The sequence below is a fragment of the Proteocatella sphenisci DSM 23131 genome, assembly GCF_000423525.1.
Taxonomy (GTDB): Bacteria; Bacillota; Clostridia; order Peptostreptococcales; family Filifactoraceae; genus Proteocatella; species Proteocatella sphenisci.
This window is the reverse complement of the sequence record NZ_AUID01000008.1, coordinates 1-18955: the sequence shown is the minus strand read 5'-3', so window position 1 is coordinate 18955 and position 18955 is coordinate 1. Positions and strand designations below refer to the sequence as shown.

Sequence of the window (18955 nt, the reverse complement as noted above, 5' to 3'; positions counted from 1 at the left end):
CCCTCTATATATAATCTACTCTAAATTTTTTAATTATTAAAAATTGGCTGGTTTTATAACTGTGGTCAGATTCCTGGCATCATATTTCATCCTGTCATATAAATTTCTTTGTATATGATCCATGTTCTCAGGTTCTTGCATAATTTTTGCAATTACAGCCATGTTTTCCATCTCAGTTATTAACTGATATTCTCCAAGCAATGAATCCAGCTGACTTTTTTCAACTTTTTTAACTACCATAAAAAGTATTGCTTTTTTTGCCTGCTGTGGCGAAAAATAAACAGATATCTGATTCTCACCAGAGATTTTCTCTATGAAGTAATTATTCTTAAAACTCAAAGGGAAGGTTATATTTATATTCATATCTATATCTTCATATACCTGAGATGTTAGCTCCAATTCAAGTTTTTCAGTTATTTTATAATAATTTTTAACAAAGTTATTTGCAGAAGAATTTTCTCTGTCATACCGGTCTATAACCTGCATCTTTGCAACTTCTATTATTCCATCATCATCAATATCAACGCTCTTTATCGGAGTAGTCTGTATTATATCTTTGATATGGCTGTCTTTTATAAGGCTGTACAGTTCCTTATCTTCATATATAACCACATCCGTCTGTCCATAGGTCTGATTTACATACATATCTACAAAAAATGCTTTCGTTCTTCCATTGACTTTTCCAAAGCTGATGCTGTAGACTTCGTTTTCTTTTGGATAGGATATTTCACTTATTTTTACTGGATTATTTCCATATACGTTAAATACTGATACTCTATTGTTATATTGCGTATCAGCAAAATCAGATATGACTATGTCCTGAATTCCATCGTCATCGGCATCAAGTATGTCAAGCGCCAGATATCGCTCTTTAAATATGGACTTGAGCGTATTTTGATCCTGAACATATATATTTACTTCTTTGTATGGATTTGTAATGCCATAATATCCTATAATGATTTCATCTTTTCCATCATTGTTGATGTCTATTATCTTATAGTCTGCCACTTCAAAGACATCAAGCTTTATATCAGTTTTTTTAATCCATGCATCTTTTTCTCTGTCCAGTACAATGAGGCCTATTTTTCTGGTGTTTTTATCGCGGTAAAGTGCAACAGCTTCTTTTTCTCCATCTCCATCTATATCCTTGTTGATAAGCGAACTTTCCTGTTTAAGCCCTTTTACGTAAGGCAACACTATCAAATCGGCATTTTGTGGAAGATAATTCAGAAGTGCATCATTAAGTTTTTTCTTCTCAACATTAAGTTCAGGAGGCTGTATGAGTTCTTCTGGCGTTTTTAACACTCCACAGCCTGTAATACCCAGTGTTAATACCAGCATAATCGTAAGCAAAGTAAAGATTTTTTTCATAACTTTTCCTTTTCTGATTCCTATATGCAAAAAGACTAGAACTTAATCCTAATCTTTTTTTATTTTATGCAATTTTATTATCTCTTTGTTTTCTTTTTTCTTCTTGAATCAGGCTTTGTAAAAGACTTGGATTTTCCAAAAGACTTAGATTTTGTAAAAGAATTCGTCTTTTTGAATTTTCTTTCTCTAACCTGTTCAACTCTCATATTTCTTATATCATCAAAGTTCAGTTTTGCTCTTTCATAGTCACTTCGGTCATAGACTTTTGGTATATTTAATTTTATTATTTTTTCGATTTTTGACAGGTATTTTTCATCATTCTCATCCACAAGAGTTACAGCAACCCCATCTTCACTTTGTCTTCCCGTTCTTCCTACTCTATGGATATAATACTCCGTATCTCTTGGGGTATCATAATTAAATACATGGGTTACACCTTCAATATCCATACCTCTTGCCGCTATATCTGTAGCAATGAGATATGGAAGCTTAAGGCTTCTGAATTTCTTTAATATTTGTTCTCTCTTATTCTGGCTTAATTCACCATGAAGAACTTCCACGTCCGTTATGCCTTTTTCAAGCATGGCATGGTAAAGCTCTTTTGCTCTTTGCTTTGATTTTGTAAATATTATAGCCATGAAGGGATTATATATATCAAGAGCCATTATAAGACTGTCTAATCTTCTGTCTTCTGTAGTCTTTATTACAAGTTGTTTTATCTGGTCCAGCACTACTATTTCAGGGTCTATTTCGATAGTAATTGGGTTTCTCATTATCTTTCTTGCAAGATGCTGGATATTTTCCGGCATAGTAGCCGAGAACATCATAATCTGAATATTTTCTGGAATTTTAGAACTTAAGAGTTCAAGGTCTTCCATAAATCCATATGCAAGCATCTGATCCGCTTCATCTATTATCATATGTTTAAGAAACTTGAAATTTATAGTTCCTCTTCTCAGGTGATCCAGTATGCGTCCTGGAGTTCCTACTACTATCTGCACCTTATTTCTAAGTCTTGATATCTGAGATTCAATATTATGTCCTCCAAAAACTGAAACAACACCTATGTCAAAAGGTTCAGAGAGGATTTTGCAAACTTCTGTTATCTGGTCTGCAAGTTCTCTGGTAGGCACTATTACAAGAACCTGAGTATGCTTGTTTTCCTTATCTATAAGGTTGAAAACTGGAAGTAAGAACGCAAGCGTCTTTCCCGTACCAGTCTGCGCCTTTCCAATTACATCTCTTCTTCCTAAAATATGGGGTATGGCTTCTTCTTGGATTTTTGTAGGAGTAGTAATATAATTTTTTTCTAATACTTCTACATATTTATCATCAATCTTAAAATCTTTGAACTTCATTAAAACACGTCCTTTATCTAATCATATATAATTCGCACACTAATCTACCATATATTATATCATATATATGGCAAATTCATCAAAAAAAAATTTATTCTGATTAAAGCATGAGTTATAAAAAATTCATTAGAATAAAGTTGATATTCTTTAATTATTATTTTTAATATGTATTATTCATTAATTCATATTTCCTATAAAATTTACTCATTATGAATTTTTCACTGTTTACTTTTTCACAAGATTGAATTTTCTGAATAATGAGCAATTTCCATTGTATTAGAAGTTATGTCATGATATAATCAATTTAAATAAATTCTTATTTCGAGTTTATAAATATTTTTTTAAAGGAGGAATTATTATATGGAAGCATTACATGGTGCAATTTTATGGTTAAACGGCATAGTATGGGGTCCCCCAATGCTGGTTCTCTTATTTGGAACACACTTGTATCTGACATTCAGATTAAAGTTTATCCAAAAATATGTTTTTAAGGCAATCAAATTATCTGTAACAAAAGACGACTCAGGAGCCGGTGACATAAGTCAGTTTGGTGCACTTGCAACAGCGCTTGCTGCAACAATAGGTACTGGTAACATCGTTGGAGTTGCAACTGCAGTTTCAATAGGAGGCCCTGGTGCAGTTCTTTGGACCTGGCTTACTGGTTTTTTCGGTATAGCTACAAAATACTCAGAAGGTCTTCTTGCTGTTAAATACAGAGTTAAGACTTCTGACGGAACTATGCTTGGTGGACCTATGTATGCCCTTGAAAGAGGACTAAACATGAAGTGGCTGGGCGTATTGTTTGCGGTATTCACAGTTATAGCATCTTTTGGTATAGGAAATATGACTCAGGCAAACTCTATAACTTCTATGCTTGATGCATCTTTTGGATTCAACCCAGTTATTACAGGAGTTATTGTAACAATCGCTTCCGCAGTAGTTATCCTCGGCGGAGTACAGGCAATAGCCAAGGTTTGTGAGGCACTAGTTCCTTTTATGGCACTTTTCTACATTGTTGGATGCGCCATAATTCTTGTAATAAATGCTTCATTCATACCTCAGGCTTTTGCAACAATCTTTGCTGCTGCCTTTACACCTCAGGCTGCCGCTGGAGGATTTGCCGGTTCTACAATCATGCTGGCTATGAGATATGGTATAGCCAGAGGACTATTCTCAAACGAGGCAGGTCTTGGATCAGCTCCTATAGCTGCTGCTGCTGCTCAGACTAAAAACCCTGTAAGACAAGCTCTTGTTTCTATGACAGGTGTTTTCTGGGATACAATAGTTGTTTGTCTTATGACCGGTCTGGTTTTAGTTACAAGTATACTTAAAAACCCTGATGTAATGAGTGGCCTTACAGGCGCTGCACTTACATCTGCTGCATTTGGACAGATTAAGGGTGTTGGTCCATTCATACTTTCAATCGGTCTTGTTACTTTTGCATTCTCTACAATACTCGGCTGGTCGTATTATGGCGAAAAAGCATTCGAATATCTGTTTGGTAAGAAACCTGCCAAATACTACAGATTCGTATATGTTGCAGTAGTAATGGTGGGTTCTGTAAGTGCAAACGCATTTGTATGGGATCTTTCAGATACATTTAACGCAATGATGGCAATACCTAACCTTGTTGGTTTAATATTGTTAGCTCCAGTAATCGTTGCTGAAACAAAGAAATATCTATGGGATAACAATCTTGATGAGGTTGATACAACCCCAATTCCGCAAATAGGAACAAAAGACGCAATGTAATAATTTACAATAAAACGGAAGATGGCATAATGCCATCTTCTATTTTATTAAATCAAACTATACTCTTGTTTGTACATATGATATAATTATCAAGTGAAATTTGTAAAATAATTAAAATCAAGAAATTTATAAGGAGTTCATAATGAAGGTACATTTTATTGGTGTTGGTGGAATAAGTATGAGCGGACTTGCTGTCATATGTCTTAACCTGGGATACTCAGTCAGTGGATCAGACAGCATTTCAAGCCATATGACTGAAAAACTGGAAAAAATGGGTGCAAAAATTTATATAGGACAATCTGCATCAAACATAGATCCTTCTTATGATCTTGTTGTTTACACTGCAGCTATAGGCTCTAAAAATGAAGAACTTGTAGAGTCTAGAAATATGAATATCCACACCATAGACAGGGCCGAGTTTCTTGGTTCTCTTATGAAAAAATATAAAAATTCAATAGCAGTTTCTGGAACTCATGGAAAGACATCAACTACATCTATGGTTTCAACTATATACAACTATTGCGAAAAAGACCCCACTATACTTGTAGGAGGCAATCTCCCAGGCATAAGTGGGAATGTAAAAATAGGAAATAGCAATTATTTTATAACTGAGGCATGTGAATACGTAGACAGCTTTCTTTCCTTTTATCCTAAATATGAAATTATATTAAATATAGAAGCTGATCATCTGGACTACTTTAAGGACATAGACCATATAATAGCGTCTTTTGAAAAATTTGCATCAAACACTAAGCCCGAGGGGAAAATCATTGCCAATGGAGATGATCTTTCTGTAAGAAAAGCACTCCAAGGATTCAATAACGTTATGTATTTCGGCATAAATCCTGATAATGATTTTATTATTTCAGAAATCGACCTTCATAATGACTTCAGTTCATTCTGTATTAATTCCGAAAAGTCGACTCTTGGGAGATTTAAGATTCAGACCCACGGAATTCACAACATTATGAACTCTGCCGCAGCTATTTTGTGTGCTTATATGGATAATCTGGATCTTGAACAGATCAGAGAAGGAATATATTCTTATACAGGTGTAGGCAGAAGATTTGAATACAAGGGAGAGAAAAACGGCATAAAGGTGTATGATGATTATGCCCATCACCCGTCTGAAATAAAAGCTACACTTTCTGCTGCAAAACCACTTTTAAAAAAAAGACTTTTCGCAATATTTCAGCCTCATACCTATTCAAGGACTCATCTGCTTCTAGAAGAATTTGCAAATAGTTTTTCAGAGTGTGATTATATAATAATATCAGATATATATGCATCAAGAGAGCACGATACAGGTCTTGTTCATTCAAGTGATCTTGTTGAAAAAATAAAGATGCACAGAGACAATGTATATTATATTGGAAATTTTGACGATATTTCAAAATTCTTACTTGCAAATTTGAATTGCGATGACATAGTGCTTACTATGGGTGCAGGAAATATTAATAATCTGGCAGATAAACTAATAAGTCTGTTATAAACAAAAAAAGCGACTAGTCGCTTTTTTTGTTTATCTTACAGAAATTTTTTAACAGCCTTGCCATTTAAATAATCACAGTATATCCCCTGATAAAGTCCATTTTCTGTCATATATTTCTCTATCTCTTCTTTTATTTTCCACCATGACATTGCATAATTGCAAAACAAAGTTTCTTCTTCCGGAGCCCTGCCAACAAGTCTTTGTATTATAATATCCTTATCAAGGTATGACAAAAACAAAGCCGTTCTTTTTATATAATCCTCAACTGTCCCAATAACTATCTCTCCACTTGTATACTGCCTTGCCATTTCCGTGTCTTTTACAATGTATAGAGAGTGTATTTTTACCGAATTTATACCAAGGGCGCTGATTATCTTTGCTGTCTCTATTACATCATCCATGTCGTCATATGGAAGATCCAGTATCACGTGTGCTACTATTTCAAAATCATATTTTCTTATCCGATTTACCGCATCGATAAATTCGGCAAGACTATGGCCTCTGTTTATTTTTTTCAAGGTTCTGTAGTTTACAGTCTGAAGTCCAAGCTCTACAGAAATGTCCTTCTGATAAGTCTCTTGTATCCTGGAAAGATATTCCAGATGTCTGTCGTTTATGGCATCAGGGCGGGTAGATACTGATATTCCCACAACGTCGTCTCTGAGCGATTTTATTATCATGTTTTCAAAAGCTTCAAATGGCATATATGTGTTTGTATAATTCTGAAAATATGCAATAAATTTTTTCGAGTTATATTTTTTACCTATATACTCAATGTTTTTTTCCAATTGATCCTCTACTGACAATTCGTTAGATAAACTTTCAAACCCAGCTCCGACATCACCGCAAAAAGTGCATCCTTCAAAACCTACTTCTCCATCTCTGTTAGGACAAGAAACTGGTATGTTAAGCGGAATTTTGTATACCCTCTCCTTATATTTCTTTTGAAGATATTCAGAATAATTTCTATATAGCATTTAAAGTCTCCTATTCAAATTCATAAGCTAAAACTGTGGCTCCATAAATTGCAGCTGTCTCAGTCCTTAGAATGCGATCTCCAAGACTGACTGTTTTCGCGCCCGATTCAGAAAGTAAAAAACATTCACTTTCTTCCAGGCCTCCTTCAGGTCCAATTATTATCCCTGCCGAAATTATTTTTTCTCCCGAATTATTTATTTTTCTGATATAATCCTTAATCATGAGATTTTCTTCAGATTCATAAAAAAGTATATTTATCTGGTTTGTTTTCATATCCTCGATAATTTCATCAATGCCCATTGTATTTTCTATGACAGGGACCATAATACGCTTTGACTGTTTCGAAGCTTCTTGCGCAATTTTTTGCCACCTTGAAATTTTTTTATCTTCTTTTTCAGATATGTTACTTACACACCTTTTTAGCTGACAGGGTACTATGCGGGCTACTCCAAGTTCCGTTGATTTTTGTATTATAAGTTCCATTTTCTGCCCTTTGGGGATTCCCTGATAAATTGTTATTCTGCAGTCAAGTTCACGTTTTTTTATCATTTCGTCTACTATATCAAGTATTATTTCATCTTTTTTTATTTCCCTTATCTGGGCAATAAATTCTTTTTTGTTACTGGCTATCAATTCTACTTTATCGCCCGATCTTAGTCTCATGACTTTAGTGATATGTTTTATTTCATCTGTATCTGTAATGTATGCCCTGTTTTCAATACAGCTGTCTGCAAAAAATCTATCCACAATATGCCTCCCATGATTACTTCTGCTTTTGTGCTGTTATTGCACACCATTCGCCCTTTGTTTCAACTTCAATTATTTTGAAGTTTTTATCCAAAAGCCCCTCTTCAACGGCTTCTCTCTTTTCTAAAATTATGCCTGACGAAATAAACAGGCCGTCATCTTTTATAAATTCTCTCACGTCTTCAAGGAGTATCAAAATAATATCAGCCATTATATTTGCAACTACAATATCGGCTTTATCTTTTATCACATCTGTCAAATTGCCCTGCACTATATCAATTCTTTCTTCCAGATGATTAAGGATAATGTTCTCCTTTGCCACTCTTACTGCCACGGGGTCTAAATCTACTCCAGTTGCTTTTTGGGCGCCCAGGAGGACTGCTGCCATAGCTAGTATCCCACTTCCACATCCTATATCTATTATTTGGTCTCCATTTTTCAGGTTTTTTTCTATCTGATTTATACACATGCTTGTAGTCTCATGGGTGCCTGTTCCAAAAGCCATTCCAGGATCAATCTCTATTATAATTTCTCCTTCTTTTTTTTCGTATTCTTCCCATTCTGGTTTTACAACTATCTTGTCAGTCACATGTACTGGCTTAAAATACTGCTTCCAGGCCGATTCCCAATCTTCCTGATTTAAATTGCTAAGCTCTACAGTACCAGATCCAATAGACAGGCCATACTCTGTAAGGTTCTTTATTTTTTCTCTTATAGTTATTATTTTCTCTGGAAGATTTATATCTTCTTCTGAAAAATATGCCATTATCTTGGTTTCTTCATTGTTTTTTTCAAGAAGCTTTTCATCTATATAGTCCCAGTACAATTCATCTTCTTTTAATTTTTCTATGTCTATAGGTTCATCTATGGCAACTCCCTGAGCTCCCAGCACATACAATATATCTGTTACCGCTTCTACCGCCTGTGCATCCACTTTTATCAATACTTCTGTCCAATTCATAATATACACCTTTTCCCTAATATTTATATATTTATATTATACCATATCCTTTATAATATAAAAAACAATAATTCCCAGCAAACAGGTGCTCGAAATTACTGCTTTTATATTATAAAACTTATTTCAGGAATATTTTATATATAATTATATTCAGTTTTATTTGTAGGATTTACCAAGTTTTATAGATAGTTTATCAAGCATATCCGATGTCATCTTTGCAATATCATACTCTGGCTTCCATCCCCACTCTGCTCTTGCTGAACTATCATCAAGTGAATTTGGCCATGAATCCGCAATTTTTTGTCTTACTGGATCTACTGCATAATCTAGTTTAAAGTCAGGAATATGCTTTGTAATTTCAGCCGCAAGGTCTTCTGGTGCAAAACTCATAGCCCCTACATTAAATGCGTTCCTATGAATAAGTTTTGAAGAATCCGCTTCCATAAGATCCAAAATAGATTTTATGGCATCTGGCATATACATCATATCCATACTTGTCCCTTCCGCTATATAAGAAGTATATTTTCTGTTCTTGATTGCTTCATAATATATATGCACTGCATAATCTGTAGTTCCTCCACCTGGAAGTGCCTTGTATGATATAAGTCCTGGAAATCTTACCCCTCTTGTATCAACACCATATCTCTGGTTGTAATAATCACATAGGAGCTCTCCTGCAACCTTTGTTACCCCGTACATAGTAGTAGGTCTTTGAATTGTGTCCTGAGGCGTCATATCTTTAGGTGTAGATGGTCCAAATGCTGCAATTGAACTCGGTGTAAATACACCAGCCCCAGTCTCTCTGGCAACTTCAAGGACATTGAACAGCCCATTCATATTTATATTGTATGCAAGTTGAGGCTTTGCTTCACCAACAGCAGAAAGTATTGCAGCAAGGTGCACAATCTGGTTTATACCGTGTTTTCTACATACTTCTCCAAGTTTTTTTGCATCTAATACGTCAACTGACTCATATACTCCTGTTTCTTTTATAAAGTCAGGACAATCCGCTTCAATTGAGCTTGCAACTACATTTTCATTACCATAAACACCTCTTAGCGTCATTATCAGTTCAGTGCCTATCTGTCCAAGTCCGCCTGTTACGAGTATTTTTTTCATATTATCTTCTCCTTAATAATTTTATTTATTGTTATCAAATTTCAATATATAGAAAATCAAAGCTGCAGTTCCGCATACGACATAGCAGTCTGCAACGTTAAAAACAAATTTCCACAAACCCCTGAAGTCTATCATGTCTGTAACAAATCCATACATAGATCTGTCAATCAGATTCCCAAGAGCACCTGCAATTATGAATGTCACTGCAATATTTAAAAATCCTGAAAAGTCATTACTGCTTTGCTTTCTTGCATAATACATAAGGAGAACAATGGCAAAAATCGTCACCACAAGAAAGAGCGTGGTTTTTCCAGAAAGTATACCAAAAGCCGCTCCACGATTCTCTACATATGAAAGATGGAAAAAACCAGGTATCACAGGAATACTTCCTCTAAATGCCAGTACGTTCCTTGACCACATTTTTGTAAGCTGATCAAGTATTAGAAGCAGAAAAGTTATTAATATATAAGTCATATATATCCATTTCTCCTGACTATATTCTTTTTTTAGGTATAAAACCGATTTTTTTGTATACTTTACTTAGCATTTTTGAAGCAACTTCTTCAGCTTTTTGTGCTCCCTGAGAATATATTTCTTCAAGATAAGCCTTGTCGTTCATATATTCATTAGCTTTTTCTCTTACTGGTCTTAAACCTTGTGCAATAATTTCTGCTGCATCACTTTTAAATTCGCCATAGCCTTTTCCCTGATATCTGAGCGCAAGATCCTGAGGTGATACCTTTTCAAATTTAGAGCATATATCAAGAAGATTTTTTATTCCTGGTTGCTCATCTGAATAGTTCACAATACCCACTGAATCTGTGACAGCTCTTTTTACTTTTTTTATGATTACATCATTACTGTCCATAAGGCTGATGTATCCATTTTCATTCTCATCTGACTTGCTCATTTTTTTGCTTGGATCCTGAAGACTCATTACTCTTGCTCCAACTTTTGGAGTGTAAACTTCAGGGATTTTAAAAGTATCTGAATATCTGTTATTAAACCTCTGCGCAAGGTCTCTGGAAAGCTCAAGGTGCTGTTTTTGATCCTCTCCTACTGGCACAAGGTCAGTCGAATAAAGAAGTATATCAGATGCCATGAGCACAGGGTAGGTGAACAGTGCCGAGTTTAAATTCTCTCCACCTTTAGCCGACTTGTCCTTATACTGGGTCATCCTTCCAAGTTCTCCCATATAAGTCATGCTCTGTAGCACCCATGAAAGCTCAACATGCTGTGGCACATGGGACTGTATAAAAATAGTGCTCTTGTTTGGGTCAATCCCCGAGGCAATATACTGAGAAAGAAGAAGAAGTGTATTTTCTCTTAGATCCTTTGGAATCTGGGGAACTGTAATAGCATGCATATCAACTATGCAATAATAATTCTGATATTCATCTTGAAGCTCAACCCAGTTAGAAAGCGCCCCAAGATAGTTTCCGAGTGTTATTTTTCCTGAAGGTTGGATACCACTGAATATAATTTTTTTATCTGACATTTAATCCTCCTATTTGTTTACTTAATTCTATACTTTTTGATTATATTTGACAAGTATTTATTTATTTTTTCATTAGCCTCAGCAGGGTCAATTTCATCATGAATAACCCTGTAAAGGAAGCTCTCATATACATATATCATTATATCATTAAGTTCTATACCTTCTTCTTTGGTAAAAAAACCCTCGTCTATGCACTTTTTAATCGATATGCTGCCTCTTGAGAATAAATCAGTTTCTCTTACCATGGTCGCTATGTCTTCATCCATCTCCGAGGTGTCAATAGGAAACAATTCATAATAATCACGAATATATTCATCTATTGAATTCGATACCTTTGCAAAAAAAATAGAGTAAAAATTTTGTGGATGAAGAAATGAATTCTTGTAAAAACATTCTGCCACAATAATGTATCTTTGAATTGGGTCCCTTACATCCTTGAGGCGTTTAGGTAGCTGATCCACATATTCCTGAAAATAATCCATGGACGCAAACAAAAGAAGGTGGTCTAAATTCTCAAAATAATTATAAAGCGTAGCACTGTTATAACCTGCTATATCTGCTACCTTTCTAATTGTTACAGCTTTGAGCCCTTCATCTTCCTGGATTTGTTTTACAGCATCTATAAAATATTTAATAATCCTTTTTTTTTGTATATATTTTTTGTCACTCATTTTCGATTCTGCATTATTTATATCTATTTCCATTTAAATATATCCTCCGACTGAAATTTTTATTTCATCTTAATTATAACACTAAATGCCCACATTTCAACATTATACTTATGTTAAAAAACAAAAAATGCCAGTAAAACCAGCATTTTTTGTTTTTTAACTTATATTCATTTTATCATGAGTGCATCCAGGGCCACTATATGATTTCCTTTTATTGCGACAGGATTTATATCTATTTCTGATATTTCGCTACCAAGAGTTTTCACTATCTTGCAGAATCTCATGATTATTTCAATAAGCAGATCCATATCCGCTTTCTCACTGCCTCTAAATCCCGTAAAAAGTTTATAAGTCTTAAGTGTTTTCAGTTTCTCTCTTATTTCTTTTTCAGATGCTTCTGGAAGTATAACTATTCTATCTTTAAGAAGCTCTGTATATATGCCCCCTGCCCCAACAATTACCATTGGCCCAAAGGTCTCATCATTTTTCATACCCAGAATTATTTCATTGTCGAAAGATATCATAGGTGCAACTATACATTTTTCCCCAAGTCTTTCAGACATGTCAGCATATGCATCTTCAAGCTCTTCAAAATTCGCAATTCTAAGCTTTACTCCTCCAACATCTGCCTTATGCAGTATGCCTTCTTCCGCTGTTTTTAAAACAAGAGGATATTGATAAAGTCCTTTTTTAGCTTCCAAGTCATCTGCAGAATTTATTTCTACTGCTTTGACCACAGGAAACCCGAGATTTTCTAAAACTGTCATCGCGTCAGTTTCTTTAAGAACACTCTTGTTTTTTATAAGTTCTGAAATCTCATCATTTATTTTCAGCTTATCAATTTTACTTGATTCATATTCAAAATCTCTGAATCCAAGATAATTCTTTACTGCTTTAAGCGCTGACTTAGTTCCAGTAAGTACTGGAGCTGGAATTTGATTGATTTTTTCGGTAAGCTCTTTTCTTCTTACTCCTCCCAGATTCGTAAGAAAAACTACTGGTTTACCAACCTCATTGCTGCCTTGCTCAAGTGCCTGTACACACCCTTCAGACAGGTAGTATCCATCCCGCAGATCCTGAGATATAAGTCCTATAGCTGCATTTTCATCACGGAGCATGCAAGACATAGAGTCACCAAATATTTTTTCAAAATCTATTCCAGTTCCCCATGGATCAAGTGGATTGCTTGCGTGTTGCCCAAACTCTTGAATATTTTCAAGTTTTTCCATTGTGTCTTCAGAAAGCTCTGCATATTCAATTCCCACATATTCAGCATCATCAGCCAGAAGATTCCGTTCTCCTCCAGAATCTGCTATAGCTACCAGCCCTCCCTTTTTTGGAATCTCAGGGAAGAAGCTGAAAATTGCCAGTGTGTTTGCCATCTCCTCCAAACTGTCCACTCTTATTACCCCATAATGATCAAGCACTGCCTGAATAGCATCGTCATCCCCCGCAAGTCCTCCAGTATGAGATTTTGCAAACTCTGCTCCTAGTTCTGATTTCCCAACTTTCATGAGAACAACTGGTGTTTTTTTGTCTTTTGCAAGCTTCAGCGCTTCGACAAATCTCTCCGGTTTTCTCGATGACTCCATATATACCGCCATTACCTTTGTTGTCTTCTGTTCAAGTGCATAAATCATGTAATCTTCAAGACTCGTTATATGGCCTGTGCCAGTTGCTACAGCAAGATTGAATTTTAACTGTGGCTCGTTGTGACATATGGTGCTAAAAACAGATCCGGACTGTGATATCATAGAAATATTCCCTTTTACCCCTTCATCTGGAGCCTCAAATCCGCATATTCTAAGATCCAGATCATTGTTATAATATCCCATCGCATTGTGTCCTAATACCGGTATGCCTGCATCGAGGCATTTTTCAATTATTCTATCTTCAAATCCTTCATCGCCTTGAACTACACAGTTTGCAAATATGGTAAGTGATTTCACTTTATTTTTAACTGCAATGTCTATCTGTTCAGGAAGCCTTTTTGCTGCTACACAAAATACAGCAAGATCTACATTTCCTCCTATAGATTCCAGGTCTGGGTAGCATTTAATGCCGCAAACCTCATCATATTTAGGATTTACAGGATAAATATTTCCACTGTAAGATCCTCTTTTTATCATCTGCACCATATCATGTCCCAGTGATCCCGGTTTATTTGAAGCCCCAATGAGCGCTACGCTTTTTGGAGCCATTAATGATTCTAAATTCATATGCCCTCCTTAAAATGTTTATATAAGTTTTACATGACTCCCATAAAGTTGTTATATGGAATAGCCCAGAATACTATGAGTATAACCATCATTAGTGCCCCAGAAGCTATAAGTACTTTTGCATAAAGCTTATCTCTCTTGAAGAGTTCTGCTGATTTTTCTTCTTCTGGAACAGTAAGCATCATATTTATAAATATTTTCTCTTCTTTACCTATGGTCCCTTTTTTATTACCTATCATAATAGATATATATCCAAACAGCAGTGCAAGGAAGAAAGGATCCAGTATGTTGTTAAGAGGAAGACCCATGAATTCTTTGGCCATTTTTCCAACGAAGAACACTACAAAACCTGTAACCATCCCATAAAAAGCTCCTGTTTCTGTAAGTTTTTTACTCCATACACTCATAAATGCAACAAGTCCCCAAGATGCTGCTATTATAGTACTTGCAAACCATGATATAACCCTTATTGAAGGTGGCATTATATATGCTATGCCAAGAGCAATAACTCCAACTATAAGCATTGTCAGTCTGCTCATTCTAAGTTTAGCCTTATCATCTTTAAAATTGAAATCGTAAATATCATTTGTAAGACTGAAACCAACAACAGAAAGGAAAGTAGATGCTGACGATAGGCCCGCAGCCATTACTCCTGTAAGAACAAGAACTCCCACAAATTTTGGCATTACATTGAAACATGACCATATTATAACTTGCTCACTCGGACTTATCGCTGGATTGATGAGTTTGATTGCTACCGCGATAAAATATAAGAAGGTCAGAAATACTGTAGTACATATACACGCAACAACTCCTGCCCTGAAGGTTACGTGCTCATTTTTTGCCATGAGGTTACGGCTGGCCTGCCAGGGACTTACAGAAACAGTTATAAGCCACACAATTCCCATAGTTATCGCATATATCATTGAATCAAGAGCGCTCTCTCCTTGTCCCAGAATTCCATGGTATGATAGCATGTCATGAGAAATAGCCGGATCCGAAATTACATTTGGTATAACACTGGAAACTCCGCCTGCCGCTTGAAATATAAAAGGGCCTGCAACAATAGTAGCCGATATAAAAATCATAAACATAAGAGTATCTGTCAAGATAACTCCTGATGATCCTGAATACATTGTGAATGATGTAAAACATATAAATGAAATCACCAGACATATCCCAAAAGAAAGTCCAGTAAGCTGCTGCATTAACAGTGCTGTTCCTTGGGTAACTGCCAGCAGATATGCCGTAAGAGATATAACTGTAGTTATACCTGCAAATGACTGTATTCTCCTTGAATTAAATCTTTTCCCATAGAATTCAGGCATTGTTACAACCTGTGATCTTCTCAGATATCTTCCAAAGAACATAGGTCCAATTATATATCCCGAACCACAAAGGACATTCAGCATAACGAGTTTGGTGATATTTCCGTCATATACCCAGCCTGTATCACCCATAAAACCATTAGTGCTCAGCATTGATGCGAATAGAGTTCCTGCTATAAGTATTGTCGTTGCATTTCTTCCACTTACGTAATAATCATCTATGTCTTTTACGCTTTTTCCTGCGTAATTACCTATAATTATGTAGACTATAATACTTATAATAACTCCTATTAAATATATATTCATATTATACCTCCTATAATCCCATTAATTTTCATTTGCAGAAGCCTCTGCTGTGAGCTCTTCTTGTCTGTATTTCTTCTCTTCCTTGCTAAGACTCCAATGCATAAATACTCCAACAAGCATCATCCATCCGCCTATAAATATAGATACTACTATCTCACCCATGAAATACCTTCCTTTCTATTTTTCACTGGCATACAGAGATTTCCGAAAAATTCCAGATACTGTACGCCAGTGTAACAATTATCAAGATATGGTAAATACTATTTCAACTTTTATTATAGGCCCAGTTTTTCAGTCTGAATAGCAAGATCTTCCTTAATTATCTTGCCTGCTCCATGATCAAATTCAGAAAGAGCTTTCATTATAGAAACCAGGCAGTTATCTCTAAGCTGCTCCCACTCACGAAGATTCTTTCCAGCTCCTTGCTCCGCTGTCTGATCAACCATCTTGTCGATTAGCTCATCTGTAAGCTCGGGTGCTTCTACATGAGCCCAGGGTAATTTGAGTGCAGGACCAAATTGCTCCATAAAATGTCTCATCCCATTTTTTCCGCCTGCCAGATAATATGTCATATTAGTTCCCATTATTGCCCATCTTAGTCCAGCCCCATAGATTATGGCATCATCAATTTCCTGAGTTGTTGCAACATCATCGTTAACAAGGTGAAGAATCTCTCTCCATAATGCTTCAAGAAGTCTGTCTGCAACAAATCCATCTATTTCTTTTCTAACCATAAGAGGCTTCATTCCTATAGATCTATAAAAATCTGCAGCTGTATCACAAGCCCCTTTGTCTGTTTTTTCTCCTCCAAGTACTTCTACAAGTGGAAGCAGATAGACAGGATTGAATGGATGCGCTACAACAAATCTTTCTGGATGTTTTAGTTCTGACTGAAGTCTGCTAGGAAGAAGACCCGAAGTACTTGTTCCTATAATAGCATTAGCCTTAGCATATTTATCTATTTCATTTAAAGTAGGTATTTTTATTGTTTCTACTTCTGGCACACTTTCCTGAATATAATCTGCATTTTCAACTGCTTCTTTTATAGATTTTACAAATGTAAGTTTACCTTTTTTGGCATCAGGTACGTCAACTATTTTTTCCATTGCCTGCTCTGAATTTTCTACAACTTCTCTAAGAAGAGCTTCTGCATCAGCTCCTGGATCATATGCACATACATCCACACCTCTATGAAGGCATCTTGCTGCCCATCCTGCACCTATAACCCCTGTTCCAATTATAGCAACTGTTTTTATTTCATTTTTCCCAAGATACATTATTTGCTCCTTCCATTTAATGAATATTTTAACAAATTAGACTGCAATTAGCCTTAAAGCCACCCGAATTATTTTTTAAGCTTAAGTTTTATTCTTGCTTCCTCCGGATTTAGTATTCTAGCGCCCATTCTTTCAACAATTTCTCTGGCATTTAAAACAAGTTCTTCATTCGTTGCAAAATGACCTTTTCCAAGATATATATTATCTTCAAGCCCAACTCTTACATTTCCACCCAGAAGAACCGACTGAGCTGCCCAAGGCATCTGCATCTTTCCTATAGAAAACGACCCCCAGTTTGCCCCTTTTGGAAGAGCATTTACCATTGCTACCATATTATCTGTAGTTGCTTCCGCACCATATGGTATGCCCATACACAGCTGGAACATTGGATCTGGATCAATCAGTCCTTCTTTCATAAGCTGTTTTGCCTGCCATATGTGCCCTAGCTCAAAAACCTCTATTTCTGGCTTCACTCCAGCTGCCTGGATTCTTCTTGCTGTCTCTCTTAGCATATCCATAGTAGCTATGTATGCGCTTGTTGCATAGTTCATGGACCCACAATCAAGAGTTGAAATATCTGGCTTTATAAGCTCTATGTGCCTTACTCTTTCTGCAGGGCTTATCATATCTGAACCTGGTCCGCCCATATTTGGATTTTCTTCATCAGGTACGAAATCAGCACCCATACCCGCGGTAATGTTAAGTATCATGTCTACTCCACTCTCTCTTATGAGCTTTGCAACCTCTTGGTATAGTTTTACATCTCTACTGAAACCTCTTGTTTCTGGGTTTCTGACGTGAACGTGAGCCACAGACGCTCCTGCTTTAGCCGCAGCTACTGCAGATGCTGCAATTTCTTCTGGTGTTACCGGCACGTTAGGACTCTTGTTAGCTGAGTCCCCAGACCCTGTAATCGCACATGTTATTATTACTTCATTGTTCATGGTATACCTCCTGAGTTTTAAATTGAAATAGTTTACTTATATTTTAACTTTGAAAACTGTCTGCTGATCTACATCTGATGTAAGTGCATCAAGGGCCACGCTTACTCTGTGGTATCTGAGTTTCCACTGTTCTTCTTTTGATGTGTTAGGGTTTCCAAGTGGATACGGTATAGATATTGTTGGCACTATCTTGTTTACTCCTACAGTTTCTGACACGGGAACTATGTTACACATGTGAACTACAGGCATACCTGCTTTTTCTATTTCTTTTACCATCGTTGCTCCGCAACGTGTGCAGGTCCCTCATGTAGAAACCATTATTACTCCGTCTACATTATCTTCTTCAAGCTGCTCCAGAATTTCTATCGCCATCCTTGATGCTTCTGCCTGAGTAGTCCCTGTTCCTACTGTAGTGTAGAAATATGGATGAAGTGAACCAAATTTACCCTCTTTTTCAAGCACTCTGAGTGCGTCTACAGGTGCTATTACATTTGGATCTGCATCTGCTGCTGCAGGGTCAAATCCTGCATGTATGGTCTTGTATTTGCCACTCTCGAGCCTTTCTATTCCTTCTATTGAATATCTTCCCCATCTTGTAGCTGAGGCTGACTGTATTCTATCAGGGTTGTCTACTGGTACTATTCCTCCTGTGTTAAGAAGTGCTATTCTCGCTTTTGAAAGATCTTTTATGGGCGGCGCCACTGGAACAAGTTCTTTTTCTGGTATAATAAGTTCTGTCTGATAATCTTCGTTGTTAAGCTTCTTAATGAGCATCTCTACTCCTCTTTTTGCTGCTATCTTGCCGTCTTGTCTCCAAACCTGGTGCCTGATCCCTCTTTCAAAATAACCTTCTTCTGATGCTGGAAACAGGTCTGCTCCAGAAAGCAGCTTGTTTGCATATGCTGCCATTACTTTTGCATCGCTTCTCAGCTTC

At 36.2% G+C, this 18955-nt stretch carries 17 protein-coding genes; 2 read left to right on the top strand and 15 right to left on the bottom strand.

The window, feature by feature from the left end:
- Window positions 1-36: 36 nt before the first annotated feature.
- Window positions 37-1371: a hypothetical protein gene (locus tag G558_RS0103825; protein ID WP_028828989.1), complete on the bottom strand. Its 1335-nt coding sequence runs from the start codon at window positions 1369-1371 to the stop codon at window positions 37-39.
- 77 nt (window positions 1372-1448) lie between these two features.
- On the bottom strand, window positions 1449-2729 hold the full coding sequence (locus G558_RS12305) for a DEAD/DEAH box helicase (RefSeq protein ID WP_051188443.1): 1281 nt from the start codon (window positions 2727-2729) through the stop codon (window positions 1449-1451).
- Between the two features lie 360 nt (window positions 2730-3089).
- On the opposite strand from G558_RS12305, the gene G558_RS0103815 reads away from it, so the two are divergent.
- Together G558_RS0103815 and murC are read left to right on the top strand one after the other, a co-directional pair.
- Window positions 3090-4481 (top strand): alanine/glycine:cation symporter family protein, encoded by a 1392-nt coding sequence (locus G558_RS0103815; RefSeq protein WP_028828988.1) that lies wholly within the window; start codon window positions 3090-3092, stop codon window positions 4479-4481.
- A 142-nt stretch (window positions 4482-4623) separates the two neighbouring features.
- Entirely contained in the window at window positions 4624-5973 is a 1350-nt protein-coding gene (gene murC / locus G558_RS0103810; protein WP_028828987.1) for a UDP-N-acetylmuramate--L-alanine ligase, read from the top strand.
- Between the two features lie 35 nt (window positions 5974-6008).
- On the opposite strand, the gene G558_RS0103805 is transcribed toward murC, so the two are convergent.
- From G558_RS0103805 to G558_RS13810, 13 genes are all read right to left on the bottom strand, one after another.
- On the bottom strand, window positions 6009-6950 hold the full coding sequence (locus G558_RS0103805; RefSeq protein WP_028828986.1) for a TIGR01212 family radical SAM protein: 942 nt from the start codon (window positions 6948-6950) through the stop codon (window positions 6009-6011).
- Window positions 6951-6960: 10 nt separating this feature from the next.
- The gene (locus tag G558_RS0103800; RefSeq protein ID WP_028828985.1) at window positions 6961-7698 is read right to left on the bottom strand and encodes an RsmE family RNA methyltransferase; all 738 of its coding nucleotides are present in this window, start codon (window positions 7696-7698) and stop codon (window positions 6961-6963) included.
- A 16-nt stretch (window positions 7699-7714) separates the two neighbouring features.
- Complete coding sequence (prmA, locus tag G558_RS0103795) at window positions 7715-8659, bottom strand: 50S ribosomal protein L11 methyltransferase (protein WP_036931559.1); 945 nt, start codon at window positions 8657-8659, stop codon at window positions 7715-7717.
- A 156-nt stretch (window positions 8660-8815) separates the two neighbouring features.
- Window positions 8816-9778, bottom strand: coding sequence for an L-threonine 3-dehydrogenase (locus G558_RS0103790; protein ID WP_028828983.1), 963 nt, complete (start codon window positions 9776-9778; stop codon window positions 8816-8818).
- Between the two features lie 21 nt (window positions 9779-9799).
- Window positions 9800-10252, bottom strand: a complete 453-nt coding sequence (gene lspA / locus G558_RS0103785) for a signal peptidase II (protein ID WP_028828982.1) — start codon at window positions 10250-10252, stop codon at window positions 9800-9802.
- Window positions 10253-10271: 19 nt separating this feature from the next.
- Window positions 10272-11276, bottom strand: a complete 1005-nt coding sequence (gene trpS / locus G558_RS0103780) for a tryptophan--tRNA ligase (RefSeq protein ID WP_028828981.1) — start codon at window positions 11274-11276, stop codon at window positions 10272-10274.
- 17 nt (window positions 11277-11293) lie between these two features.
- Window positions 11294-11980, bottom strand: a complete 687-nt coding sequence (locus tag G558_RS0103775) for a TetR/AcrR family transcriptional regulator (RefSeq protein ID WP_028828980.1) — start codon at window positions 11978-11980, stop codon at window positions 11294-11296.
- Window positions 11981-12114: 134 nt separating this feature from the next.
- Entirely contained in the window at window positions 12115-14166 is a 2052-nt protein-coding gene (locus tag G558_RS0103770; protein WP_028828979.1) for an acetate--CoA ligase family protein, read from the bottom strand.
- Between the two features lie 29 nt (window positions 14167-14195).
- Complete coding sequence (locus tag G558_RS0103765) at window positions 14196-15800, bottom strand: sodium:solute symporter family protein (RefSeq protein ID WP_028828978.1); 1605 nt, start codon at window positions 15798-15800, stop codon at window positions 14196-14198.
- 21 nt (window positions 15801-15821) lie between these two features.
- Window positions 15822-15962, bottom strand: coding sequence for a hypothetical protein (locus G558_RS13925; RefSeq protein ID WP_156888500.1), 141 nt, complete (start codon window positions 15960-15962; stop codon window positions 15822-15824).
- Between the two features lie 113 nt (window positions 15963-16075).
- Window positions 16076-17077 carry an L-carnitine dehydrogenase gene (locus G558_RS12300; protein ID WP_036931557.1) on the bottom strand — a complete coding sequence of 334 codons (1002 nt, stop codon included), beginning with the start codon at window positions 17075-17077 and terminating at the stop codon, window positions 16076-16078.
- Window positions 17078-17145: 68 nt separating this feature from the next.
- A complete protein-coding gene (locus tag G558_RS0103750; protein ID WP_028828977.1) occupies window positions 17146-18021 on the bottom strand; it encodes a BKACE family enzyme in 876 nt (291 codons plus the stop codon).
- 36 nt (window positions 18022-18057) lie between these two features.
- Window positions 18058-18955 (bottom strand): glycine/betaine/sarcosine/D-proline family reductase selenoprotein B (locus tag G558_RS13810; RefSeq protein WP_156888499.1); only part of this gene is annotated, 898 nt, incomplete at its 5' end.